Source organism: Sphingopyxis yananensis (assembly GCF_020687785.1).
Taxonomy (GTDB): domain Bacteria; phylum Pseudomonadota; class Alphaproteobacteria; order Sphingomonadales; family Sphingomonadaceae; genus Sphingopyxis; species Sphingopyxis yananensis.
In genome coordinates this window covers 527,390-550,041 of sequence record NZ_JAJEWI010000005.1, presented here as the reverse complement: position 1 = coordinate 550,041, position 22,652 = coordinate 527,390, and the positions used below count along the sequence as shown (strand labels likewise).

The window sequence follows — 22,652 nt, the reverse complement described above, 5'->3', positions numbered from 1 at the left end:
ATTATTGACCGGCCACGCATGCATCCAGCAATTGCAGCACGCGGCTTTGGTCCGGAAAATCTTCGCTGATCCACCGCGCTTCGACCGCTTTTAGCAATTGTGCCACCTGTGGTCCGCGCGCCAGACCGCGCGCCACAATTTCCCCACCCTTTAACGGTAATTCCGGCGGCAACCAGCCTGTCAGCGCCTGAGCATCGGCGACAGCGGCGGCCGCATCGCTGCGCAGCAAGGCACTGTCCCATGCGGCATCCATACCGATATGATAGGCCAAGCGGCGAATGGCGGACGATGCATCGGCGCGATGGTTGGCCAGCAGCCGCAAATGGCCGCGTTGCCGTTTGGACAGGCGCAGGCGGCTGGCGACTTGTTCAGCGGCGGCGTCATCGGCGGGCAGCAACGCCGCCAGACGGCGTAGCGCGGTAAAGCCACGGGGAGCATCGGTACCGTCCCCCTGCTCCGCCACGGCCTGTTCGTTGTTCAGCAATTGGCCGAGTGTCGCCAGCGCCGAATCCAGCGACTCGATTTCGGGCAATAACACGCCGAAAATGTCGTCCTTCGCCATATGACCGACGATGCGGCGTGGGTCGGGCAAGGACAGGATTTTCAGCAGTTCGTCGCAGATCCGCTCCCGTGACAAGCTTTTTAACGATTGACGCGCCGCAACCACCGCCGCATGGCTGGCAGGGTCGAGCGTGTCGCCAAAGCGCGCGGCGAAGCGGTAAAAGCGCAAAATGCGCAAATTATCTTCGGCGATACGGGTGGCGGCGTCGCCGATGAAGATGACGCGTCCGGCGTCCAAATCGGCCAGACCGCCAAAATAGTCGAAAATTTCGCCGCTGACGGGATTGGCATAAAGCGCGTTGATCGTGAAATCGCGCCGTGCGGCATCGTCACGCCAATCACTAGCATAAGCAATGGTCGCGCGGCGGCCATCGGTTTCAACATCATGGCGCAGCGTGGTAATTTCATAGCTGGTGCCCGATGCCACCGCCGTTACCGTGCCATGGTCGATGCCCGTCGGAATGACTTTAATATCCGCTGCTTGCAATTTTTCCATGGTCTGATGGGGCAGCCATGTCGTCGCAATATCCACGTCGGTCACATGGTGACCCAGCAAAGTGTCGCGCACGGCGCCGCCGACCACGCGCATATGATCAGTGCCCAAGGCCGCCAAAATACGCGCCAAACCAGCGTCATGGCGCCAAGCGGCGTCCGGCAAAATCGTGCTGGTCATATCAGCGATACCAGCCGCTGGGCAAGCGCCGCGCCAATTTGACAATGATATCCGCTGTTACGCCCCAAATCCGCCGTCCTTGCCAAAACATTTCATAATAACGGCGGTCCATGCCGTTCCAATTCACATGATGTTCGTCGTAATTGTCAGGATTGAACAAAATGTCGAGCGGCACTTCAAACCATGCTTCCACCTCATCGGGATTGGGGTCAAATGGCAGGTCCGGCGGGATAACCCCCAACACCGGCGTGATATGATAACCGCTGCCCGACCGATAAGGGTGGGTCGGCCCCGCCACCCACACATCGCGGCGGTGAAGGCCAATTTCCTCCTCTGCTTCGCGCAGGGCGGCGTCGACGCTGTCACGGTCGGTCGGGTCGATTTTACCGCCCGGAAAGGCCACTTGTCCCGCATGCGAGCGCAGCCATTGGGGGCGCTGGGTGAGGATGACGCCGGGGTCTTTGCGGTCGGTCAAGGCGATGAGGACGGCGGCATCGCGCAGCCGTTGTCCTCGAAACAAATGCGCTTCGTCCATGCCATCATCGGGCAATAAATTGTCCAGCGCCTCGCGCAATTTATCGGACAGCATCAAGCACCGCCCAACGAAAAAGCCGCGCCATTGGACCAGATGCTGGGCGCGTCTTGCCTATCCGGCGCGTCTGCAGCATCGGCCAGCGCCATGTCGATCAGTTCATAATAAATCGCGCGGTCCAGCCGTGCCGACAAGCCATTGCCCAGCGGGCCGCGCACATGCAGGCGCGGGTCGGGGACATCGGTGTCAGGGCCAAAGCTCAGCGGATGATCTGCCCCTGCCATAACCAATTCGTCGGTGTTCAGACGAAAAACCAGTTTTCGCGTCTTGCCCTGCCCCTCACTTTTCAGTTCGACCGCACGAAAGGGCAGGTCGTGAACGATGATCGATTGCCGTTCCGCTGGTGTCACCAAGGCATAGCTGCCGTCCGCTTCCCGCCGCAAAATGGTGGAAAAAAGCTGGACCATCGCGGGGCGCTTAATCTCCCCCCCTTCGTGGAACCATCGGCCATCGGCCATGATTTCCATATGGCTGTCGCCGCTGCGTTCGGGGTGCCATTGGTCAACCGGCGGCAAAGACCGCGCCGCCAGCATTTCAGCGGCCTGTTGCAGGCTGAGCGACGAAAAATCGCGCGAAAGCACGGGCGTTTTACGTTCCACAGAAAAGTCATTGGCCATAGACAAAGACATAGGCCGTTCGCGACGCCGTGCAAGGGGCTGCGGCCAATCTGGACCCATCAGGCAGCGGGAAGTAAGCCCCCCGCGTCCCTCGGGTGAATCAGGCGCTTGGCGCGCGGCGCGGGCCGATCATGCCCGCCGTGCGGGGCAGATTATGGCCGTTCACCGCCAAGCCCAGCAAGCGGCGCTGTTCAAAAGGACCGGGCAAGTCCCATGCGCCCGTGGCGTCGGCATCGAAACCCCAAAAGCGGCCATAATATTCGGGATCGCCAATCATCATCAGCGCACCGTCGGCGAACTGGCGGGCAGATTCGACCATTTTGTCCATCAAGGCGCGGCCATGGCCGCCGCGTTGAATATCGGGACGCACCGCAACAGGGCCGACCATGACCAAGGGTGTGGCGACATTGTCCGCGCCAAAATGCGCGACGGGCCAGCATTGAATAACCCCAATCAGGCCATCATCACCCTGTAAAGCAAAGCTTAATTCATTAACCGGCGTCAGGCCTTGGCGGATGCGATAGGCGGTTCTTCCAAAACGATCTGGCCCAAAGGCAGCGTCCAGCAAATCTTCAACCGATTGCGGATCCACACTCATTAAGGGAAGTAACTCGACCAACACCAAACCTTTCGCTAATGCGGCGGCGCTTTAGGGTCGATATTGTCAGATGCAAAGCTGAATATGCGTCCCATATCATAGGAATATGTCGTGACCGATAGTTTGTGGCTGGAAGTGGACGGTTTGATCGTCCAAGTTTTGACCGGAATTTATTCAGAAGAAACTCATTTGCCGCAGCCGCTGCGCATCACCGTGCGCGCGAAATTGGACATGGCGGAACATTATGACCCCGCGACTCCGCTGAGCGCGTCGAAAAATTATATGGACCTGAAATTCGCCGCCACCGATGGCATCCCCAAGGATGTACATTTCGTGCTGATTGAAAGTGTGGCCGATCATATTATGACCAGCCTGTTCTTGCAGGACGAAAAGGTGCAGGAAATTGAGGTCAAGATCGTCAAACTGGCGATCGCCGAAAAGGATGAGGAAATCGGCATCACCATGCGGCGGTCCAGAAAATGAGCGAAGCGCCGCTTGCGCTGGTGACGGGGGGCCTGCACCGCGTAGGCGCGGCGATTGCTGCGCGTTTGGTCCGCGAAGGCTATGCGCTGGCCATTCATCAGCGCAGCCGAGTCGCCGCCGATGACATATTGGTGCGCGCCCTGCGGGAAACCGGCGCGGCCTGCCAATGCTTTGTCGCCGATTTGGTCAATAGCGACGATGTGGCAGGCTTAATTCCCGCCATTATCGCGCATTTTGGCCGTGCGCCCGATGTGTTGGTGAACAATGCATCGCTATTTATCGAGGGACAATGGCCCGACCTGTCAGCCGCCAGTCTGACGGAGACGATGCAGGTCAATCATCATGCGCCGGTGCTACTGGCCCAAGCGATGGTCGCCGCCCACCAAGGGCCGCGCCGCCCCGCCATTGTGAATATTTTGGACCAGCGCGTCGCCAATCCGGTGCCCGATCAACTGGCCTATAGCCTGTCGAAACAAGCCTTGTGGCAAGCGACCACCACGCTGGCGGTGGCCTTTGGCGATAAAGCGCGGGTCAATGGCGTGGCCCCTGGCCTGACCTTGCCCACGGAAGATTATAGCGAAGCGCAAATGGCGCGATTGGCCCAATTAATGCCGCTGCGCGCCCTGCCGACGCCCGAACAAATTGCCGATGCGGTGGCATGGCTGGCGGGCGCAGAAGCGGTGACGGGACAGACCATCTTTGTCGATGGCGGCGCGCATTTGGCCGCCTTTGACCGCGATTTTGTAAATTTGGCGCGGGATTGAGACTAGCGGCGGGAATCAGTGCCTCGCCGCCGATCATCATGTCGCTTAGTAAATATGCACGGCCTTGGGGACCAAATAGCCGTCCAGCCCCTCTGGCCCGCTTTCGCTGCCAAAGCCCGATTCCTTGATACCGCCAAAGGGCATGTCATGCGCTGAAATGGCAAAGGCGTTGATGCCGACCATGCCGCTTTCGATGGCGTCGGCCACGCGGTTGATGCGGCGGCCATTTTCCGTGAAGGCAAAGGCAGCCAGACCAAAGGGCACGCGATTGGCTTGTTCCAACGCTTCATCCTCTGTGCCAAAGGGGCGGATGAGCGCCAAGGGGCCAAAGGGTTCGGTGGTCATCACATCCGCGTCCAAGGGCACATCGGCAATGGCCGTGGGGCGGAAGAAATAGCCATCGCCCGTCGCGTCGCCGCCCGCGATGATGCGGCCACCCTTGGCGGTGGCATCGGCGATCAATTTTTCAATGGCGGGGATACGGCGGCTGTTGGCCAGCGGGCCCATTTGGGTGGCGGCGTCCAGACCATCGCCGATTTGCACCTTGGCGGTGCGCTGTGCAAAGCCTTGGACGAAGGCGTCATAAATGCCGTCTTGGACATAAAAGCGCGTGGGCGACACACAAACTTGGCCTGCGTTGCGGAATTTCTGGGCCACTACCTTGTCCAATGTGGCGTCCAAATCGCAATCGTCGAAAATCAGCACAGGGGCGTGACCGCCGAGTTCCATGGTGATGCGCTGCACATTGTCGGCGGCCAATTTCATCAAATGCTTGCCGACCGCCGTTGAGCCAGTGAAGCTGACTTTGCGGATCGTGCTGCTGGCCAGCAAATGGCGGCTGATCATGTCCGGATCGCCATACACCAACTGCACCACATCGCCCGAAATGCCGGCATCGACGATGCAGCGCATGATGGCGCTGGTGCAGCCGGGGGTTTCTTCGGGGGGTTTGGAAATAACCACACAGCCCGCCGCCAAAGCGGGGGCAATTTTCTTGGCCATCAGATTGACCGGAAAATTCCATGGTGAAAAGGCCGCGACGGGACCGACAGGCTGTTTCAGCACCATGGCGCGCTGACCCGTGGGGCGTTGCACCACACGGCCTTCGATGCGTTGGCCTTGCTCGGCAAAATAATCGAACAAAGCGGCGGCGGATAACACCTCGCCCCGCGCTTCGCCAAAGGGCTTGCCTTGTTCCAACGTCAGCAGCGTGGCGATATGATCAGCGCGTTGGCGGATATTGTCCGCCACCTTGTGCATCAAGGCGGCGCGTTCCTGCGGTGTTTTGGCGCGCCATAGGGGCCAACCCCGCTTGGCTGCGGCCAAGGCTTCGTCCAAATCCGCCGCCGTGGCGCTAGGCACATCCGCGATGGTTGCCGCCGTCGCCGGATTATAGACAGGCCGCGCATCCCGCCCCTCTGTCCCCCGCCATTCCCCTGCAATAAACAGTTGAAGGTCGGCGTCATAGGTGGCGGTCATGGCATATCCTTTCGGGGTAATTCTCCCCTAGATATAATCAGTTTCAGCTGTAATTAAAGCTGATGCTGATGCGTTCTTGTTTCCCCATATTGGGCATCACCTCGTGCCGCAGCCAGCTTTCCCACAAAAAGACGCTGCCGACCGCCGGTTCGGCATAGACAAAGGGCAGCAGATGTTCGGGAGCATCATCATCACGGCCCGGTGCGTTCATCAGCATCGGCAAACGCGGGTCTTCCAGTTTTAACGCGCCGCTGCCGTCTGGCACGCTGACGTAAAATGTGCCCGACACCACGCTATGCGGGTGAATATGGCCGCTGTGCATACCGCCCGGTTTCAAAATATTCACCCACAGGCTGTCCATGCGCAGGGGCTTGCCAAGATCGAAATGGCTGGCGGCGGCGAATTTCTTGACCTCTTTGTCCAGCAGGCGCTTCAAATCCGCAAAGGCAGGATCGCGCGCGGGCAAATCGCCCAAGGACGCATAACTGGTATAGCCGCGATAGCCATGGTCACGGCTCCAGCGGCGGCCCGCGCTATCTTCTTGGGCGAACAGGCGGCAGCTTTCTTCCAATTCCTCGAGCAGTTGGGGCGAGCCAATGCTGGCTTCGTAAAATTGGGTGGCGAATAAAGATCGAACAGGCATAGTGGGCGCAAAGCATAGCAATGCCAAAGAAGCAAGGGAGACGAGGATGCCAAATTTCGAATTGGTCACGGACGGGCTGCGCTTTCCAGAAGCGCCAGTCGTGATGAACGACGGCAGCGTGATTGTCACAGAGATTGAAGCTGGCCGCATCACCCGCTGCTTCCCCGATGGCAGCAAGCAAGTGGTCGCGACCCCCGGCGGCGGTCCCAATGGCTTGGCGATTGGGCCGGATGGCAAGCTATATTGTTGTAATAATGGCGGGTTTGAATGGAACCGGAGCAATGGCATGCTGGCCCCGCATGGCATTTCCAAAGATTATGATGGCGGTCGCATTGAACGCATAGATTTGGAAACCGGCGCGGTGGAGATTTTATATCAAAGCGGCGATCAAGGCGTGGTGCTGCGCGGACCGAATGACATTGTCTTTGATGACCAAGGCGGTTTTTGGTTCACCGACCATGGTAAGGCGGATTACACCACCCGCTGTCACGACATTGTCGGCATATTTTACGCCAAAGCCGATGGCAGTTTTATCGAGGAAGTGATTTTCCCGTCGCAAAACCCCAATGGCATTGGCTTGTCGCCCGACGGCAAGACGCTATATGCCGCTGAAACCTATACCTGCCGCTTGATGAAATTTAACGTCACGGCGCCCGGCAAGGTGGATGATGCCGCTGGCCCAGGGGGTGCGGGGATTCCGCTATATCGTCCCGCCGGATATAAATTTTTCGACAGTCTGGGCATGGAAGCCAATGGCAATATTGCCGTGGCGACGATTGGCGAATGCGGCATCAGCGTGATCTCCCCGACCGGCGAATTGGTCGAATTTGTCGCGACCGATGATATTTTCACCACCAATATCGCCTTTGGCGGGGCGGATGGGCGCGATGCCTATATCACTTTATCCGGCACAGGGCGGTTGGTGAAATGCCGATGGGAACGCGCCGGATTGACGCTGCATTATAACGCCTGACCCCTGAAATTCTCTTTGCATATGGCGCGGGCGGTTCCTGCGCCATGTGCGGCGCGCAGCAGTGCCATATGCCCTGCCCCTATCCACAAAGGACCCCATGAATTCATGACGATTAGCACGGTAATTTTCGATTTTGGCGGCGTGATTACGTCATCGCCATTTGAAGCATTTAACCACTTGGAGGAAGAGCGCGGCCTGCCCCGTGATTTTGTGCGGCGGGTCAATAGCATCAACCCCGACAATAATGCTTGGGCGCAATTTGAACGGGCGGAAATTGACGCCGCGACCTTTGATGGCTTGTTCCGCGCCGAGGCCCAAGATTTGGGCCATGATTTGGAAGGCGAAGCGGTGCTAGCGGTGTTGGCGGGTGCGGTGCGTCCGGCGATGGTCGCGGCGCTCGATCAGTTGCGAGATGCGGGATATCGGCTGGGCTGCATCACCAACAATGTGCCCAGCGGCAAAGGTGCAGGCATGGCCCGCAGCGATCATGCCGCTGCTGAAATCAGCGCGATTATGGCGCGCTTCGACCATGTGATTGAATCAAGCAAAGTGGGCGTACGCAAACCGGACCCCCGAATTTATCAAATGATGTGCGACGCCTTGGGTGTGGTAGCCAACGAATGCGTCTATCTGGATGATTTGGGCGTCAACTGTAAGCCCGCAGCCATGCTGGGGATGCAGGCGATTAAAGTGACCAGCGGCGAACAGGCCTTGCGGGATTTGTCGGCCCATGTCTCGGATGGGGTTTTGCCAGCCTAAACCCATGAACGAAGCGGAGAGCCGTGGTCCATGCGCCGCAGTCCAGCGGGCGCAATATGGCGCAGATGGAGGATATTCAATCACCCAAACAGCCAAAAGGCGCATGGACAGCCAATGTCCATGCGCCTTTTGCAATGGATACAGATCGCCTGATTACACTTGGAAAGCGTGGCTCATTTGATCTTGGTCATCATTGGCCGCCAGATAATGGAAGGCGCTAGACGATCCATCGTCGCTCATGGCGTCAAAGCTGCTTGAATCGGACGTCATCGAGAAGCCCATCACAGGGGCGGGCGTCGTCGGATCCGTCACATGGGTTGTCACCGTCAATGTGGCGCTTGACGTCTCACCATTTGGCAATTTGATGCTATATGCAAAGCTGTCGCTAAATGGTTCGTTTTGGTGCGGTAGTCCGCTGTTAGGGGTATAGGTATAATCCCCCGACGCATTCAGCAGCAGCTTGCCATAGGTGCCCGTCAATTCCACCGGCGTTGTACCGATTGTTACCGGCCCCAGCGGGCCTGCACCGTCGGGATCGACCAGAATATGTGCGAATGGGCTGCCCACTTCATCATTGTCGAAAATATTGCCCTTGGCCGCTGTCACGCCATCCGGCGTATATTCATTCAGCTTGGTGAATGTTTCCACACTGTTCAACAAAATGTCAGAACCGACCCCGACCAAGACCGTCGAACTGACCTCGACCGTATAATTGCCCGCCGGTAATTTCGACCCGATGACCACCGAAGCACCAGAGAAGCCGAGCAGCGGCAGATCGATCAAGGCAAGGCCAGTTTGCTTGAAGATCACGGCACCACCGCTGTCCTTGACGGTGATCGACAAAGTCTGGCCGACCGTCAACGCCCCGACAACCTTGGCGTCCAACCGGAAATCACCGGTTTGATTGGCTGCGACGGTGATGCCATAGCTTTCTTTCACCGTGTAACCCAGGGACACCAAAGGAAAGTCCAATTTTTCGACATTGGTACGGGTGACGGGGGCTGCAACAACATTGGCAAAATTGGCAAACGCAATGCCAGTGTCATTCGCCGCAACTGGAACGGCGGTGATTTCGGGCACATTGACTTTGATCGACAGAACCGCTGTTTCTGTTTCGCCACTGGCGACATCGAACAATGTATAGGTAAAGCTGTCCGTCAGGCCATTATTGGCGATATTGCCGTTTGGCGTATAGCTGTAGCTGCCATCCGCCTTGATGGTCAGCACGCCATAATCGCCCTCAATCTGCGTGCCCAATGGCCCGGCCGCCACGGCCTTGGACGTGCCGTCATGAGCGATGGAAGATATGCCCGTGCTGCCCATGACAACGTCCGTCTGGCCGCCATCGCTGGCGTCGGCAATCACGTTTCCGGTCACCGCGATACCCGCAAAGCTGGGATCTTGGGTATAATCCAAAATGTCGCCATCCAGTACCATATTCCCAAGAAGGCCAACACCGACGGCCCCTTGATAGACGACAAAAGCCCGATATTGGCCGGGACCGAAATCAGCCGTTACGCCTGCTGATCCGGATAGCAAGTTTAACTGTAGCAGCGAATAGTTTCCGCCCCCCTCAACCGCTTGCCATTTGCCATCGACGAATTGCTGAACCACGATGCCATAATCCGCAATAATGCCTACTGTCAGTAAAGCATTATAGGCAAAGTCGGCTTCGAATGACGTGCCCGGTTGGACCGTAAATTCAATGGCGTCTGTTCCCAACAAATTGGTCGGTCCATTCAGCAGATCATTCGTCAGCCCCAACAGATTCACCAACACAGCATAGCCCTGTGATTGACTAGTGAAATCTGTCGTTACCGGAACAATGTCGATGACCGCTTCGGCGCTGTTGTCATAAGCGATCAGCAAATCTGGCGCCACCACCGTTGCAGGCGGGGACGAACCAAGCAAATCTGTTTGCACCACATCCAATATTTGCCCGTCCATTTGAGGCGGCATGAGCGTGATCACAAATTGGCCGTCGGGTTGCACAGCACCCGTGCCAATGGTCGTTGCGACGCCGCCCATCATGACGGTAACCGTGACCGTTGCGCCGAACGAGCCAAGGCCTGTCAGCGTGCCTCCATCCGCGCTGACTTCCAAATCCTGTACGGCACCTGGTCCTGGCAAGTCATCCGCATCAACAGTCGCAGGCAGCGAGTCATTACCCGCAGCGTCTCGCAATTTGACTGTCAGTGTTTCCCCGGCCACCTGAGCAGGGGAGATAGCGATATTGAACGTGCGATCTGCACCGACCGTTCCGGTACCTAGAAGCGCGTTATTAGCCCCACGCACAAAAACCGTAGCGCCGATTTCCCCTTCGCCGGTAACAAACAACCCGTCATCGGACACGTCCAGATTCTCGGCGGGCAATGGTGGAATACCATCGGCACCCGACACATCCGCCGCATCCGACACGTTGGCTGCGTCATCGGTCAAATAGACCTTCAGCGGCTCTTCTGCGTTTTGAGCGGGCGACAATGTGACCGAAAAGCTTCCATCGGGGTTCACCTTGCCCGTGCCAACAAGCGCATTGCCGGGATATGTATAAACCGCGACATCGGCACCAGCTTCGCCGGTCCCTGTTAATATTTCACCCCCTGGCAAAACGAGCAAATCTTCGGCGGGGGCTGGAGGGGTTAGATCAGGGCTGGCCTCAGATGCAGGTAAGGAGGCGTTTCCAGACGCATCGGTCAAGATCACTTCAAGGATGAGACCCGCTTTTTGTGGCGGGGTCAATGTGACGCTGAACGTCCCATCTTCCAACACCGTGCCTGTGCCAATCGACGTTGTCGTGCCTTGAACCCGAACGGTCACGGCAGCCCCCACCTCGCCTTCGCCTGTCATGGTAGCCCCGTCATCGATGACCGCCAAATTGGTTGCGGGATCAGGCGCGACCCGATCGAAGCTGACCAGTGGAGCGTCCACAGAGTCATTGCCGGCAGCATCGGTCAAAATAACCGACAGCGTGGCACCGCTATTTTGGATGGGTGCCAATGTGACAGTGAAGGTTCCATCGGGATTGACGATGCCAGTGCCAATGATCGTGGGACTTCCGGCAACCCGCACCGTAACCTCGGCGCCAGCTTCCCCCCTGCCCGTCAAAGTGACACCGCTGGTGGTGATAGCCAAGTTGGTCGCGGGATCGGGCCCAATTTCATCGGGGGTTTGGACCGATGCTGGGCCGGAATCATTCAAAGCCGCATCGGTTAAAATCACATTGAGCGATTCCCCATCATTTTGGGCCGGAGACAAAGTAATTTCAAATGTACCGTCATCTTCTACCGTGCCAGTGCCAACCTGAACGGGATTTCCGGGAACATAAACATTCACCGTCGCGCCCGGTTCGCCCGTACCCGTCAGCATGGTACCGCCAGCCGCCACAACCAAATCTTCCGCAGGTGCAGGGCCAATTTCATCGGGGGTGGCCACGGTCGCAGGATCCGAATGGTTGCCAGTCGGATCGGTCAGGATCACGGTCAATGACCCACCATCATTTTGCGGTGGAACCAAATCAACAACGAAGTTTCCGTCATCGTCGACCGTTCCGGTGCCGACAGGGGTCGGATTACCGGGAACATAGACATTCACCGTCGCGCCCGGCTCGCCCGTACCGCTGATTGTTTCACCACCATCAGCCACCGTCAAATCATCGGCTGGCGAAGGACCAACTTCGTCAGGCGTAGCGATGGTCGCTGGCAGGGAATCATTGCCCGCCGCATCGGCCAACACCACGGTCAGCAAGCCGCCATCCTTTTGCGGCGGCGTCAAGGTTATGGTGAAATTGCCGTCAGCGCCCACCACGCCCGTACCGACAGGGGCGGTGACACCTGGGGCATAGACTTTCACGCTCGCGCCAATCTCGCCCTTACCGGTCAAGGTGGCACCGCCCGCGGGAACGGCCAAATCCGTGGCCGCATTCGGTGGAACGCCATCTGCGCCCAGCGTATTGGCCACAGGCGAACGATTGCCTGCAGCGTCGGTTAAAAAGACGTCGAGGGGCTGGGATGCATTTTGAACCGGACTGAGGGTTATGGTGAAATTGCCATTGGAGCCGACCACGCCGGTTCCAATTTGCGTGGTCGTACCCGCCGCAAAGACGGTGACGGTGGCCCCAGCCTCGCCCTTACCGGTCATGCTGGCACCGCCACGGGCGACCAACAAGTTGGTGGCAGCCGCAGGCGGCGTTGTGTCAGGCGTTCCGCCATTACCGCCACCGTTGCCGCCGCCATTGCCATTGCCATTTCCGTCGCCGCCACCGCCGCCACCGGCCGCCGCCGCAACAGCGCCCACGGCGCCAATGCCGCCAACGATGGGCAGCACATTTCCAAGGCCGCCGCCCGCAACAGCGGCCAGCGCCGACGGTTCGGTCAGTTGGTCCCAATTGGCGAGTTCATAATAATTTGGCCCAAGGTCAGGCCGAGCCAGCCACATTTCGCCGCCCGGTTCCTGAACTACCAAATTATGGACGCTGCCCGCCTCGTTCGGCGTAAAATAATTGGGGATGGTAACGGTTTCACCATTGGCCAATTTGAGGACCAGATTATTGTCGACCCGTTCCATAGCAAGGATGTCGGACCGCAGCATTTGAACGCGGATGATCGATGGGGCATCCAATTTGATGCTATCCAGAGCAGTTGTCGCCGCGTTGCCGCCCGATTTTGCAAAAATTTCCACGTTCATATCTGTGCTCCACCCTTTTATGCGGTGCAGAGGCGGGACGAACAGGTCCGACGCTCATCCTCCTGCCAAGCAAGAGGCATCCTCAGATGAGGACAACACCAGTCGATTTGAGGGTGAATATCCGCAGAGTAGATGAGATATGGACAGTATGTTATTATTCCATAATCGGAATATTCATCAAATCGGATGATGATTATTAAACATAGCAACCATATCGAGCATTAAATTCCGCTGTTCAAATTTAGCCTTATTCATAATGACGCTTTGTTATCATGACCACCTAGCTGAACAGCCGCAAAGGCACCGGAAACGACGGTCCAGCACCCAGAAACATCCGATTATCAGCAAAATAAAAACGTCTACCACGGATGACGTCCCATCGCGGAGCATAGAAGCAATGGTTAAATTTTATGCCGCCCCATCATTCACATGAACCAACTGATAATGAATGGACCAACAAATCTGGTTAATAAAAGGGTTGGAATTCCGTCCATATTGTGACGCGCCATTTCCGCTGGAAATGGACCGAGAGTTTCCCCCACACAGAAATCGCGGCGAAAGCGCATGGCAAAGGCGCTGGCCCTGATCGAGAAGGCCAAGCGTGATCGTAATAAAAGTGGGGAGAGAGTCTTGCACCGGAATGGCTGGGGCGGCAGGATTCGAACCTGCGCATGGCGGCATCAAAAGCCGCTGCCTTACCGCTTGGCGACGCCCCAATGTTCCGGTGCGAGGGGGTCTATAACGCCTCCTTTTCAATTGGCAAGCGGCGTTATGACATTATTTTGATATTAGCGCATTTTATAGCGCCAAAACCCACTGATGATCGTCCGCAACGCGGCCGCGCTGGATACCGACCAGCTTTTCCTTTAACATTTGCGTTACTTGACCTGGGCCGCCCGCACCAATGGTAAACTGGTGGTCGCCGCGGCTGACCTTGCCAACGGGCGTCACCACAGCGGCGGTGCCACAAGCAAAGCTTTCGGTTAAGCGGCCGCTTTCGGCATCGGCTTGCCATTGGTCGATCGCATAAGCTTCTTCGCGGACCGTCAAACCGGCTTCGCGGGCCAAAGTGATAATGGCGTTGCGCGTGATGCCAGGCAAAATCGTGCCGCTGAGTGGCGGTGTGACCAAGCTGCCGTCATCAAAGACGAAGAACATGTTCATGCCGCCCAATTCTTCGATCCAGCGCCCTTCAACGGCGTCCAGAAACACCACTTGGTCGTGGCCTTGTGCGATGGCTTCTTGTTGGGCGATCAGGCTGGAGGCATAGTTGCCGCCGCATTTCGCCGCGCCTGTGCCGCCGCGTGCCGCGCGCGTATAGTCTTCGGACACCCACAAAGACACCGCTGGCGCGCCCGATTTGAAATAATTGCCCACAGGCGATGCGATGACCAGAAAATGATATTCGCTGGCGGGTTTTACGCCCAAAAACACTTCGCTGGCATACATGAAGGGGCGCAGATACAGCGCGCCGCCCTCCACATTAGGGAACCAGTCTTTGTCCACTTCGACCAAGGCTTTGCAGGCCTCGACGAACAATTCTTCGGGGATTTCCGCCATCGCCATGCGGCGCGCGCTGGCGTTAAAACGCTGGGCATTCGCATGGGGGCGGAACATCGCCATCTGGCCATCGTCGGTCCGATAAGCCTTGAGGCCTTCGAAAATTTCCTGAGCATAATGCAAGACGGCGGTCGCCGGATCCAGCATCAAGGGGCCACGCGGCATGACTTGGGCGTCGTACCAACCCTGCCCCTCTTTATATCGAATCGATACCATATGGTCGGTGAACACCCGTCCAAATGCGGGGTCCGCGATCGCCACCGCTCGCACATCGTCCGCCGTTGGATTGGGATGGGGCAGATGGGTGAACGCAAGTGATGACATGACTCTGGACCTGTAAATAATAATGGAAAATTCACTCACCTATTGCCAAAGCCGAGCGCGCGGCGCAACGGTAGTCGCCATGAACGAGGAAAATTTTCTTCCAAAAGTTCCGGCGGCATCTGCACTTTTCTTGCGCGAGCAAGAAGTGCGTCGGGGAATCGAATTTCTATTTTTCGCCCATGGTGCGCTGTGGCGGACCATTGACGCCCGCTTGGCGGAGCATGATTTGGGCCGCGCCCATTATCGCACCTTATATTTTGTCGCTCGCAAACCCGGTCTGTCTATCGCCGAATTGCTGGGATATTTGGGGATTACCAAACAATCGCTGGGCCGCGTGGTGAAAGAATTAGAGGCCCGTGACTATTTGGTGACGCGGGCCGGCAATCGGGATCGGCGGCAAAAGGAATTGCGCCTGACAGAGAGCGGCAAAAGCATTGAGGCCCATTTGTTTGAAGCGATGCGCGATGCGATGAGCCGCGCCTATAGCCACGCAGGACAACAAGCGGTCACCGGCTTTTGGCAAGTGAGCGAAGCGTTGGTCCCCGCATGGGAACGCCCGCGCATGATCGCGCTGGGGCAATCCAAATAGCGGCATCAAGATGAGGGGTCGAATATATCGCACGCTAAGGCTGCGAACGGGTGACGCCATGAAAGGGTGATGCCCGATCACAGCATCCGCCGCACCCAAATGCAAAAAAGCGGCAAAACCATCTGGCCTTGCCGCTTTTTACTGTATCACAGCCCATTGCTGGGCGCGTGGATGGTTCAGGCCGCGCCGCGCGCGATATCTGCCAGTTCGCGTCCACGGTCGCGCGCGGCGCGCAAAACATTGGTCAGCAAAGCGGCCAATTGGCCATCGCTGTCCAGCACATCGAGCCCCGCCTGTGTGGTGCCGCCTTGGCTGGCGACCTGCGAAATTAAGGTGCCCGGTTTTTCACCGCTGTCGTCCAACAATGCCGAAGCCCCCGCAAAGGTGGCATTGGCAAAGCGCAGAGCATCCGCCGATGGCAGGCCCAAACGTTCCCCCGCTGCGGCATAGGATTCGATGAAGCGGAAAACAAAAGCAGGACCGCTGCCCGTAAAGGCCGTGATCAGGTCCATGCTGCTGTCATCGTTGAGGCTAATCACATCGCCCAATGTTTCCATCAGGGCGGTGACGGTGGCTTGGTCCGCATTGCCCATGCTAGCCAGCGCCGTGACCCCTGCGCCGATACGCGCCGCCAAATTGGGCAGCACACGCACAATCGCGCGGGTGGTGGGAAAACGATCCGCCAGATCGGTTAGCGAAACGCCCGCCAGAATCGACAGCAAATGCGTTTGATCGCTGACATGCGGGGCTAGTTCCGCCGCGACATCGCCCAATTGCTGGGGCTTCATGCCCAGCATGATCCAATCTGCAGTTTCGCCCGCAGCATTCCATTCGGCCAATGTCTTGTAATGGGCGATTTGCTCGCGCGGCGCGGCAATCGGGTCCACCACAACCGCGCGGTCGGCGGCCAATCCAGCCGCCAACCAACGATCCAGCATCGCACCGGCCATATTGCCGCATCCAACCAGCAAAATGCGGCCAGAAAAACCATTTAACATCACTTATACCCCGACAATCATGATTAGCGGCAGCTGGATTCCGGACCAGAAATCAGGTCCAGACAGCGGCCATCGACTTTATCTGCATCGACCTTGACGCCGATCAAGGATGCCAATGTTGGCATGATGTCCACCGTCATCACCGCATTGGGCTGTTCAAAGGCGGCCAGATTTTTGCGCCAGAACAAGATTGGTACGCGGCGATCATAATCCCAGACCGAACCATGGGTGGCGACATAGCCGATACCGGGTTCAGCAATCGGTGTGATACGGGGTTTCAGCGCAATGATGAAATCGCCCGACCGATCTGGGTGGTAGGATGCGCGCAGCTTGTCCATCAAGGTCCACACATCGGCGGGGCGCTTGGAAATGGCGTGTTTTTGCAGTTCCTCGGCGGTTACCACGGCTTCAACCTGCGGGTGGGCCCGCAAGACGGGCAGGACTTCAGCCAACACAGCCTTGCGCTGGGCCGCCGTCAGCGATTTGTTCAGATAATAATCGCCGCCTTCGCCAATCAGCACAGGTTGTGGCAATTTCAGCTTTTCCGCGACCTGACGGCCCAGCACGTCAGCGTCCAAACTATGGTCGACACGGGCGGCTTCGGGCCAAGCATTTTGGCGGTTGCGTTCGGGCAGGTCGTGGCCGCCATGATCGGCCGTCAAGGCAACGACATAATCGATGCCAGTGGCGTCCATCTTGGCAAAGAAAGCCCCCATTTCACGGTCCAGACCGTTCATTTGCAGGCACATTTCGGCGCCCTCTGTGCCGGTGCCATGGCCGACATAATCGGTCGCGGACAGGCCGATAATCAACAAGTCGGTGGTGTCGCCTTCGCCCATTTTGCGGGTAGCGCGCAGGGCTGCTGCCGCCGCTAGAACCGATCCGTCGGCTTCGGGCGAGGCCAAGAAACGGCGGAAATCGCCGCCGTCGCGGGCCATGCGGCCTGTGCCAACCGATTGGCCATTATCCAACCCAATCGCAATATCTTGCGCCGCGCAATCGGCGGGCAAGGTCATGCCGCTACGCGGGCTGGCGATGGCCGCCGCAATGGCATTGCTGGCTTGCTGCGCGGTGGGCGACAAAGCCACACTGGGATAGGATGTCAGGCCGCCCGGCACCAACCAATAGGTTTCGTCCGCCTTGCGTCCGCCCATCATGATGGCGCTGCGATCCTTGCCGGATACCGACACCACCTGCGCCGCAGGATTGGCGTCTTTCATATAGTCACCCAAGGTGGGGACCAACAAATGCTTGATCGACGGTGAATATTTTCCGCTGCGCGACGAGCTGCCCGCAACGCTTTCATCCTCGGCGCAATAGATACGCTTGTCTTCGCGGCTGGCCGACAGGTCGAAATAATTATTGGCAACAATGCCGGTGTGGGCGGGATGATTGCCCGTCAAAATCGTGCTGTGCCCCGGGCAGGTTTCGGTGGCGCCATGCGCCTGATATCCTGATGGGAACACCACGCCCGATGCCATGCGGGCCATACCGTCGGTAAAGCTGCCCCGATATTCCGAGAAAATATCTGCCGAAAACTGATCCACCGCAATCATGATCACCAATTTGGGCGGTGGTGTTTGCCCGTTCATCTTGGTGGGAACTGGCATGTTGGTCGGCGCCGGGGCTGCAACCAATTGGGAGGCCGCCGCTTTGGGGGCGGACGGTGTCGCCGTGCCCTGTGCTATGGCGATACCCACACCACCCAGACTGGCGCCGCCAAGAATGGCAAGCGTCGCCACAGCGAGCAATGGATGTTTCAGCTTCACAGACAGATTCTCCTATATTGATCGCAAACGCGGGCTTTCCCTTGGTCAAAACCCCCTATATGGCATGATTTGATCCGTCAGTCGCCAATAGGAAAGCCATGATTCTTCCCATTATTCGTGGGTTCGAAAAGGCAGCGCTTGCGCTGGTGGCGCTTTGCGCCCTTCTGATCGCGGCTGCAACCCCTGCCGTGGCCAAGCCAAACAACATTCACGCCGAATTGTTGTTGGAAACACCCAATCCGCGCGCGGGTGGTGGCACGATGGCCGCCATCAAAATGACACCCGAGGCGGGGTGGCACGGCTATTGGCTGAACGGCGGCGATGCTGGTTTTGGCATGAATATCGAATGGAATCTGCCGGACGGGGTGATTGTCGGACCGGTGCAATATCCGGTACCCGAAGCCTTGATTTTGTTCGGCATGATGAACCATGTCTATGAACATCCTTATGCTTTGTTAACCGAGGTTCGGGTGGCGGATAACGTCCCTGCCGGAAGTGATTTGACGTTCAGCGGCATCGCCAATTGGCTGGCCTGCACCGACAAAATATGCGTGCCCGAACGCGCCGTTATCTCTGCCACCATGACGGTGGGCGATGGTCATATCGCGCCCAAAATGCAGGACCAATTTGACCTGTGGCGCGCCGCCCTGCCTCGCCCATTAAGCAGCAGCGGCCTGTGGGAACGCAGCGGCGACACATTGCGCCTGTCCATTCCGTTGCCGCATGATGTGGTGATCAGCAACCCGCATCTGTTCATCGCCAGCGACGGTATCGCCGATTATGCCGCCCCCCAAAGCTTTAGCCGCAATGGCGAGCAGATTATCGTCGAATGGAAAGCCAAGGGCCACGGTGCATTGGACGAGGGCCGTACCCATATCGATGGCTTGCTGAAGATTTCCGAAGGACGGGGATTTTCCTTAAGTTTCGCCAAGGGTAAGGTGCCCGAAGCAGGGACGCCCATTTCCACCAAGCAATCAGACGCCAAGCTGGGCCTGTTCTGGGCCGCGATGGCGGGTGCCTTGCTGGGCGGGCTGATTTTGAACCTGATGCCCTGTGTTTTCCCGATCCTGAGCCTGAAAGCCTTGTCTTTGGCGCGCAGCGGCGGCGATGGGCGCGCTGCCCGCCACGAAGCCTTGGCCTATACGGCGGGCGCGGTGGCCACCGCATTGTTGCTGGGCGGTATATTGCTGGCTTTGCGCGCCAGCGGCGAACAAGTGGGCTGGGCGTTTCAGTTGCAGCATCCGTTCAGCGTGTTGATCTTGTTGCTATTGGCCGTTGCGATCACCGCGAATTTGGCGGGCCTGTTCAACCTGCCCAGCTTTGGCGGCGGCGATGCCTTGACCCGTCAAGGCGGGGTCGCGGGTGGTTTTTGGACCGGCGCATTGGCAGCCTTTGTCGCCACGCCTTGCAGCGGACCGTTGCTGGGCGCGGCGCTGGGCGCGACCTTGGCCCTGCCCGCATGGGCGGCTTTGCCGATTTTCGGCGCGCTGGGATCGGGGCTGGCCTTGCCATTTTTGGCTATCGCCTTTGTTCCGGCGCTGCGCCGTAAAATGCCCAAGCCCGGTCCGTGGATGGACCGGTTCCGCAAGATCATGGCCGTGCCCATGGCCTTGACCGTCGCCGCGCTGGTCTGGCTGCTGTGGCGGCAAACAGGCGGTATTAATGGCATGGGCCGCAGCTTGTGGATGCCGATCATCGCGGTTGCCGCCATGGTAGCCGCGCTGTGGCAATGGGAGGCAAAGCAGCAGGGGCGCAGGGCCGTCAGCGGCAGCATCGCCGCGCTGTTGGCGCTGGTCAGCATGGGCGCATTGGCGCTGTCTTATGCGCCGCTAGATGCAGCGCAGCGGCCACAAAGCGGCGACGGGCGCGCCTATAGCGAAGCGGCCTTGGCCGAGGCACGGGCCAGCGGACATGCCGTTTTCTTGTATTTCACCGCTGATTGGTGCCTGAGCTGCAAAGCCAATGAGGCCGCCGCGATCAACCGCGCCGCCGTTCAGCAGGCGATGAAACAGGCCGATGTCGAAATATTGATGGCGGACTGGACCAATGGCGATGCGGAGATTACCCGCAAGCTGGCCGAATTGGGCCGGAACAGTGTGCCGCTCTATTTATGGTACCCACCCAAAGCCAAAGAGCCAGAGATTTTGCCCCAAATTTTAACCCCGTCGATGCTGTTGGAACGCGCCAAATTGGCCCATGCCGCCAAGGGACAGAAATAATGGCGAAACAGCGCGCCGACCAATTGTTGGTGGATCGCGGTCTGGCGGAAAGCCGCACCCGCGCCCAAGCCCTGATTTTGGCGGGGCTGGTCTATCTGGGCGACCGCAAGATTGAAAAAGCAGGACAAAGCATCGCAGATGACCAACCGTTGATCGTCAAAGGGCGCGACCACCCGTGGGTGTCGCGCGGCGGCATTAAGTTGGACCATGCGCTGAAGGATTTGGGATGGGACATCAGCGGCATGGTCGCCATTGATGTTGGCAGTTCAACCGGCGGTTTTACCGATGTCATGCTGTCACGCGGTGCGGCACGGGTTTATGCGGTGGACAGCGGGACCAACCAATTGGCGTGGAAATTGCGCCAAGACGAGCGTGTGATTGTGCATGAACAAACCAGCGCGCGTATTTTGACCCATGATCATATTCCAGAACCCGTCGACCTGATCGTCTGTGACGCCAGTTTCATATCGCTGACCAAAGTCTTGCCCGTGCCCATGTCCTTTGCGCGGGACGGCGCCCGCATGGTCGCCTTGATCAAGCCGCAATTCGAAGCCGAACGGCATGAAGTTGGCAAAAAAGGCGTGGTGCGCGACAGCGCGGTGCATGATCGTATCTGCAGCGAAATCCGTGACTGGCTGACGGCGCAACATTGGGTGGTCGAGCATTTGGTCGCCAGCCCGATCACCGGCCCAGAAGGCAATGTCGAATTTCTGATTTGCGCGCAAAAGCCGTTGCCTTGACCCCAACCAGCTTTGTCTGCACATTCCCGATGATCGGCAGTTAATCGTCACTGGGCCAAAGGACATATTTGATGGGCCAATATTCCGCATCCCACCACCCGCGCCAAGTTCGGCAATCCATGTGGCGTATCGCCGCCATCACGATACCGGCCATCGTTATCATCGGCAGTTTGCTGGGATATTTGTCGAACAGCGGCTATAGCAATATTTGGTTTAATGCGCTGGATTTGCCCGACATCACCCCACCCGGCTGGGTTTTTGGCACCATATGGCCGCTGCTTTATGTGATGATGGGCTTGTCGCTGGCGATGATATTAAGCGCCCGCCATGCGCGGGGTCGTGGCTTTGCGTTGATCCTCTTCTTTGTGCAGTTAGCCGCGAATTTTGCATGGTCGCCTGTTTTTTTTGGCGCGCATCAGGTGACATTGGCCCTGTATCTGATCATTTTCATTTTGATGGTCAGCATCGCCACCACCTTTGCCTTTGCCCGCATTCGCAAGGCGGCGGCTTGGCTGTTGGTGCCTTATATGGTGTGGCTATGTTTCGCCGCGATCCTCAATTATCAGATCGACCGACAAAATCCTGATGCAGAAAGACTTGTGCCCAGCGCTTCGACATCCCAAATGGGGTGAATGCAAGGGAAGCCTTCGGCGCAAAGGAAGAATATATGCAAAGCGACAACCGCATTTTTGACGATCTGGCCAAAGTCGTGAACGGCATTGCCGGCACGGTGGCTGGTGCAGGCCGCGAAGCGGAAGCAGCCCTGCGTGAACGCACCAAGGAATGGATTGGCACCTTGGATTTTGTGACTCGCGAAGAATTTAACGCCGTCAAGGAATTGGCCGCCAACGCCCGCGCCGAGGCCGACGCCCTAAAAGCGCGTCTGGACAAGCTGGAAGGCATCAGCGCTGGCGCCGCACCATCCACAGCGGATGCGCCCACCGACTGACGACTGGGTGGGACGTTTATCGGCTGAATTGGCCTGATCCGCGGCCCCGCCGCCACGGGAACGCAAAGGGAAAAAACCTTTACCCCAACCCGATCCCATATTCCCAAAGGCACGGAAGAGCGAGGCTTCGCTTCTTCCGTGCCTTTTGCTATAGGGCCAGCATGAGCGACACATTGTATGACGACGACGACCAAGATGCAGCGCCAATGGAAATGCTGGCGCAGTATTTCGCTGCCCATGACTGGCCCCATGACATGGTCAGCGAAGAAGAAATTGTCGCCACGGCCCAAGGAAGCTGGACCAGCTATGAATTGCGGGCTGTCTGGCGACCAGAAGACGGGGTGATTCAATTATTGGCCTTTCCCGATATACGGGTGGTCGATGACAAACGCGCTGCGGCCTATGAAGCCTTGGCCATGATCAACGAACAATTGTGGCTGGGCCATTTTGAACTTTGGTCATCCAGCGGCACCATATTGTTTCGCCACGGCATGTTGCTGGGCGCGGATAGCGGATTGTCGTTGGAACTGGCGGAAACGATGATCGAAAGCGCCATTGATGAATGCGAACGCTTTTATCCCGTGTTCCAATTTGTGCTGTGGGGTGGGAAATCGCCCACCGAGGCGCTGGCCGCTTCATTGATCGAGACACGGGGCGAGGCCTAGGCTCGCCCGCCTTT

At 58.0% G+C, this 22,652-nt stretch carries 20 protein-coding genes and 1 tRNA gene; 10 read left to right on the top strand and 11 right to left on the bottom strand.

Annotation, left to right across the window (positions count from 1 at the left end; all coding sequences use genetic code 11):
- Window position 1: 1 nt before the first annotated feature.
- The 4 genes from LKO31_RS05150 to LKO31_RS05135 all read right to left on the bottom strand — a co-directional run bounded on the left by LKO31_RS05150 (window position 2) and on the right by LKO31_RS05135 (window position 3,062).
- Window positions 2–1,234: a CCA tRNA nucleotidyltransferase gene (locus LKO31_RS05150; protein ID WP_227689072.1), complete on the bottom strand. Its 1,233-nt coding sequence runs from the start codon at window positions 1,232–1,234 to the stop codon at window positions 2–4.
- Window position 1,235: 1 nt separating this feature from the next.
- Entirely contained in the window at window positions 1,236–1,823 is a 588-nt protein-coding gene (locus LKO31_RS05145) for a CoA pyrophosphatase (RefSeq protein ID WP_227689071.1), read from the bottom strand.
- Entirely contained in the window at window positions 1,823–2,455 is a 633-nt protein-coding gene (locus LKO31_RS05140; protein WP_227689070.1) for a DUF1285 domain-containing protein, read from the bottom strand. Before LKO31_RS05140 ends, LKO31_RS05145 begins: the two co-directional genes overlap by 1 nt.
- Before the next feature lie 88 nt (window positions 2,456–2,543).
- A complete protein-coding gene (locus tag LKO31_RS05135; RefSeq protein WP_227689068.1) occupies window positions 2,544–3,062 on the bottom strand; it encodes a GNAT family N-acetyltransferase in 519 nt (172 codons plus the stop codon).
- A gap of 90 nt (window positions 3,063–3,152) precedes the next feature.
- Between LKO31_RS05135 and LKO31_RS05130 the strand changes: the two genes are divergently transcribed.
- Both LKO31_RS05130 and LKO31_RS05125 read left to right on the top strand, forming a co-directional pair.
- Window positions 3,153–3,524 (top strand): dihydroneopterin aldolase, encoded by a 372-nt coding sequence (locus tag LKO31_RS05130; RefSeq protein WP_227689066.1) that lies wholly within the window; start codon window positions 3,153–3,155, stop codon window positions 3,522–3,524.
- Window positions 3,521–4,288, top strand: coding sequence for an SDR family oxidoreductase (locus tag LKO31_RS05125; protein WP_227689064.1), 768 nt, complete (start codon window positions 3,521–3,523; stop codon window positions 4,286–4,288). Before LKO31_RS05130 ends, LKO31_RS05125 begins: the two co-directional genes overlap by 4 nt.
- Before the next feature lie 45 nt (window positions 4,289–4,333).
- Here the strand turns inward: LKO31_RS05125 and LKO31_RS05120 are convergent, their stop codons facing one another.
- Both LKO31_RS05120 and LKO31_RS05115 read right to left on the bottom strand, forming a co-directional pair.
- A complete protein-coding gene (locus tag LKO31_RS05120; protein ID WP_227689063.1) occupies window positions 4,334–5,767 on the bottom strand; it encodes an NAD-dependent succinate-semialdehyde dehydrogenase in 1,434 nt (477 codons plus the stop codon).
- A gap of 43 nt (window positions 5,768–5,810) precedes the next feature.
- Window positions 5,811–6,410: a TIGR02466 family protein gene (locus tag LKO31_RS05115; RefSeq protein WP_227689061.1), complete on the bottom strand. Its 600-nt coding sequence runs from the start codon at window positions 6,408–6,410 to the stop codon at window positions 5,811–5,813.
- Between the two features lie 46 nt (window positions 6,411–6,456).
- On the opposite strand from LKO31_RS05115, the gene LKO31_RS05110 reads away from it, so the two are divergent.
- Both LKO31_RS05110 and LKO31_RS05105 read left to right on the top strand, forming a co-directional pair.
- Window positions 6,457–7,383 carry an SMP-30/gluconolactonase/LRE family protein gene (locus LKO31_RS05110; RefSeq protein ID WP_227689060.1) on the top strand — a complete coding sequence of 309 codons (927 nt, stop codon included), beginning with the start codon at window positions 6,457–6,459 and terminating at the stop codon, window positions 7,381–7,383.
- Window positions 7,384–7,488: 105 nt separating this feature from the next.
- Window positions 7,489–8,142, top strand: a complete 654-nt coding sequence (locus tag LKO31_RS05105; RefSeq protein WP_227689058.1) for an HAD-IA family hydrolase — start codon at window positions 7,489–7,491, stop codon at window positions 8,140–8,142.
- Window positions 8,143–8,295: 153 nt separating this feature from the next.
- On the opposite strand, the gene LKO31_RS05100 is transcribed toward LKO31_RS05105, so the two are convergent.
- The 3 genes from LKO31_RS05100 to LKO31_RS05090 all read right to left on the bottom strand — a co-directional run bounded on the left by LKO31_RS05100 (window position 8,296) and on the right by LKO31_RS05090 (window position 14,709).
- Window positions 8,296–12,825 (bottom strand): BapA/Bap/LapF family large adhesin, encoded by a 4,530-nt coding sequence (locus LKO31_RS05100; protein WP_227689056.1) that lies wholly within the window; start codon window positions 12,823–12,825, stop codon window positions 8,296–8,298.
- A gap of 641 nt (window positions 12,826–13,466) precedes the next feature.
- Window positions 13,467–13,541, bottom strand: a tRNA-Gln gene (locus LKO31_RS05095).
- Between the two features lie 82 nt (window positions 13,542–13,623).
- Window positions 13,624–14,709 (bottom strand): branched-chain amino acid aminotransferase, encoded by a 1,086-nt coding sequence (locus LKO31_RS05090; protein ID WP_227689054.1) that lies wholly within the window; start codon window positions 14,707–14,709, stop codon window positions 13,624–13,626.
- Between the two features lie 79 nt (window positions 14,710–14,788).
- Between LKO31_RS05090 and LKO31_RS05085 the strand changes: the two genes are divergently transcribed.
- Window positions 14,789–15,298: a MarR family winged helix-turn-helix transcriptional regulator gene (locus LKO31_RS05085; protein WP_227689588.1), complete on the top strand. Its 510-nt coding sequence runs from the start codon at window positions 14,789–14,791 to the stop codon at window positions 15,296–15,298.
- A gap of 176 nt (window positions 15,299–15,474) precedes the next feature.
- Here the strand turns inward: LKO31_RS05085 and proC are convergent, their stop codons facing one another.
- Both proC and LKO31_RS05075 read right to left on the bottom strand, forming a co-directional pair.
- Window positions 15,475–16,296 carry a pyrroline-5-carboxylate reductase gene (gene proC, locus LKO31_RS05080; RefSeq protein ID WP_227689052.1) on the bottom strand — a complete coding sequence of 274 codons (822 nt, stop codon included), beginning with the start codon at window positions 16,294–16,296 and terminating at the stop codon, window positions 15,475–15,477.
- 23 nt (window positions 16,297–16,319) lie between these two features.
- Window positions 16,320–17,906, bottom strand: coding sequence for an alkaline phosphatase family protein (locus tag LKO31_RS05075; protein WP_407699256.1), 1,587 nt, complete (start codon window positions 17,904–17,906; stop codon window positions 16,320–16,322).
- 257 nt (window positions 17,907–18,163) lie between these two features.
- Between LKO31_RS05075 and LKO31_RS05070 the strand changes: the two genes are divergently transcribed.
- From LKO31_RS05070 to LKO31_RS05050, 5 genes are all read left to right on the top strand, one after another.
- A complete protein-coding gene (locus LKO31_RS05070; RefSeq protein ID WP_227689049.1) occupies window positions 18,164–20,284 on the top strand; it encodes a protein-disulfide reductase DsbD family protein in 2,121 nt (706 codons plus the stop codon).
- Entirely contained in the window at window positions 20,284–21,024 is a 741-nt protein-coding gene (locus LKO31_RS05065; RefSeq protein ID WP_227689047.1) for a TlyA family RNA methyltransferase, read from the top strand. Before LKO31_RS05070 ends, LKO31_RS05065 begins: the two co-directional genes overlap by 1 nt.
- Before the next feature lie 71 nt (window positions 21,025–21,095).
- Window positions 21,096–21,656, top strand: a complete 561-nt coding sequence (locus LKO31_RS05060; protein WP_227689045.1) for a TspO/MBR family protein — start codon at window positions 21,096–21,098, stop codon at window positions 21,654–21,656.
- 35 nt (window positions 21,657–21,691) lie between these two features.
- Window positions 21,692–21,973 (top strand): accessory factor UbiK family protein, encoded by a 282-nt coding sequence (locus LKO31_RS05055; protein WP_227689044.1) that lies wholly within the window; start codon window positions 21,692–21,694, stop codon window positions 21,971–21,973.
- Between the two features lie 161 nt (window positions 21,974–22,134).
- A complete protein-coding gene (locus LKO31_RS05050; RefSeq protein WP_227689042.1) occupies window positions 22,135–22,638 on the top strand; it encodes a type III secretion system chaperone family protein in 504 nt (167 codons plus the stop codon).
- The last annotated feature ends 14 nt before the right edge of the window (window positions 22,639–22,652 follow it).

Bases quoted from the DNA above. Each gene is read 5' to 3' on its own strand.
- LKO31_RS05075 (WP_407699256.1), bottom strand. From the start codon at position 17,906: ATGCCAGTTCCCACCAAGATGAACGGGCAAACACCACCGCCCAAATTG.
- LKO31_RS05055 (WP_227689044.1), top strand. From the start codon at position 21,692: ATGCAAAGCGACAACCGCATTTTTGACGATCTGGCCAAAGTCGTGAAC.
- LKO31_RS05150 (WP_227689072.1), bottom strand. From the start codon at position 1,234: ATGACCAGCACGATTTTGCCGGACGCCGCTTGGCGCCATGACGCTGGT.
- LKO31_RS05100 (WP_227689056.1), bottom strand. From the start codon at position 12,825: ATGAACGTGGAAATTTTTGCAAAATCGGGCGGCAACGCGGCGACAACT.
- LKO31_RS05145 (WP_227689071.1), bottom strand. From the start codon at position 1,823: ATGCTGTCCGATAAATTGCGCGAGGCGCTGGACAATTTATTGCCCGAT.
- LKO31_RS05120 (WP_227689063.1), bottom strand. From the start codon at position 5,767: ATGACCGCCACCTATGACGCCGACCTTCAACTGTTTATTGCAGGGGAA.
- LKO31_RS05105 (WP_227689058.1), top strand. From the start codon at position 7,489: ATGACGATTAGCACGGTAATTTTCGATTTTGGCGGCGTGATTACGTCA.
- LKO31_RS05125 (WP_227689064.1), top strand. From the start codon at position 3,521: ATGAGCGAAGCGCCGCTTGCGCTGGTGACGGGGGGCCTGCACCGCGTA.
- proC (WP_227689052.1), bottom strand. From the start codon at position 16,296: ATGTTAAATGGTTTTTCTGGCCGCATTTTGCTGGTTGGATGCGGCAAT.
- LKO31_RS05115 (WP_227689061.1), bottom strand. From the start codon at position 6,410: ATGCCTGTTCGATCTTTATTCGCCACCCAATTTTACGAAGCCAGCATT.
- LKO31_RS05050 (WP_227689042.1), top strand. From the start codon at position 22,135: ATGAGCGACACATTGTATGACGACGACGACCAAGATGCAGCGCCAATG.
- LKO31_RS05060 (WP_227689045.1), top strand. From the start codon at position 21,096: ATGGGCCAATATTCCGCATCCCACCACCCGCGCCAAGTTCGGCAATCC.
- LKO31_RS05065 (WP_227689047.1), top strand. From the start codon at position 20,284: ATGGCGAAACAGCGCGCCGACCAATTGTTGGTGGATCGCGGTCTGGCG.
- LKO31_RS05090 (WP_227689054.1), bottom strand. From the start codon at position 14,709: ATGTCATCACTTGCGTTCACCCATCTGCCCCATCCCAATCCAACGGCG.
- LKO31_RS05140 (WP_227689070.1), bottom strand. From the start codon at position 2,455: ATGTCTTTGTCTATGGCCAATGACTTTTCTGTGGAACGTAAAACGCCC.
- LKO31_RS05110 (WP_227689060.1), top strand. From the start codon at position 6,457: ATGCCAAATTTCGAATTGGTCACGGACGGGCTGCGCTTTCCAGAAGCG.
- LKO31_RS05070 (WP_227689049.1), top strand. From the start codon at position 18,164: ATGATTCTTCCCATTATTCGTGGGTTCGAAAAGGCAGCGCTTGCGCTG.
- LKO31_RS05085 (WP_227689588.1), top strand. From the start codon at position 14,789: ATGAACGAGGAAAATTTTCTTCCAAAAGTTCCGGCGGCATCTGCACTT.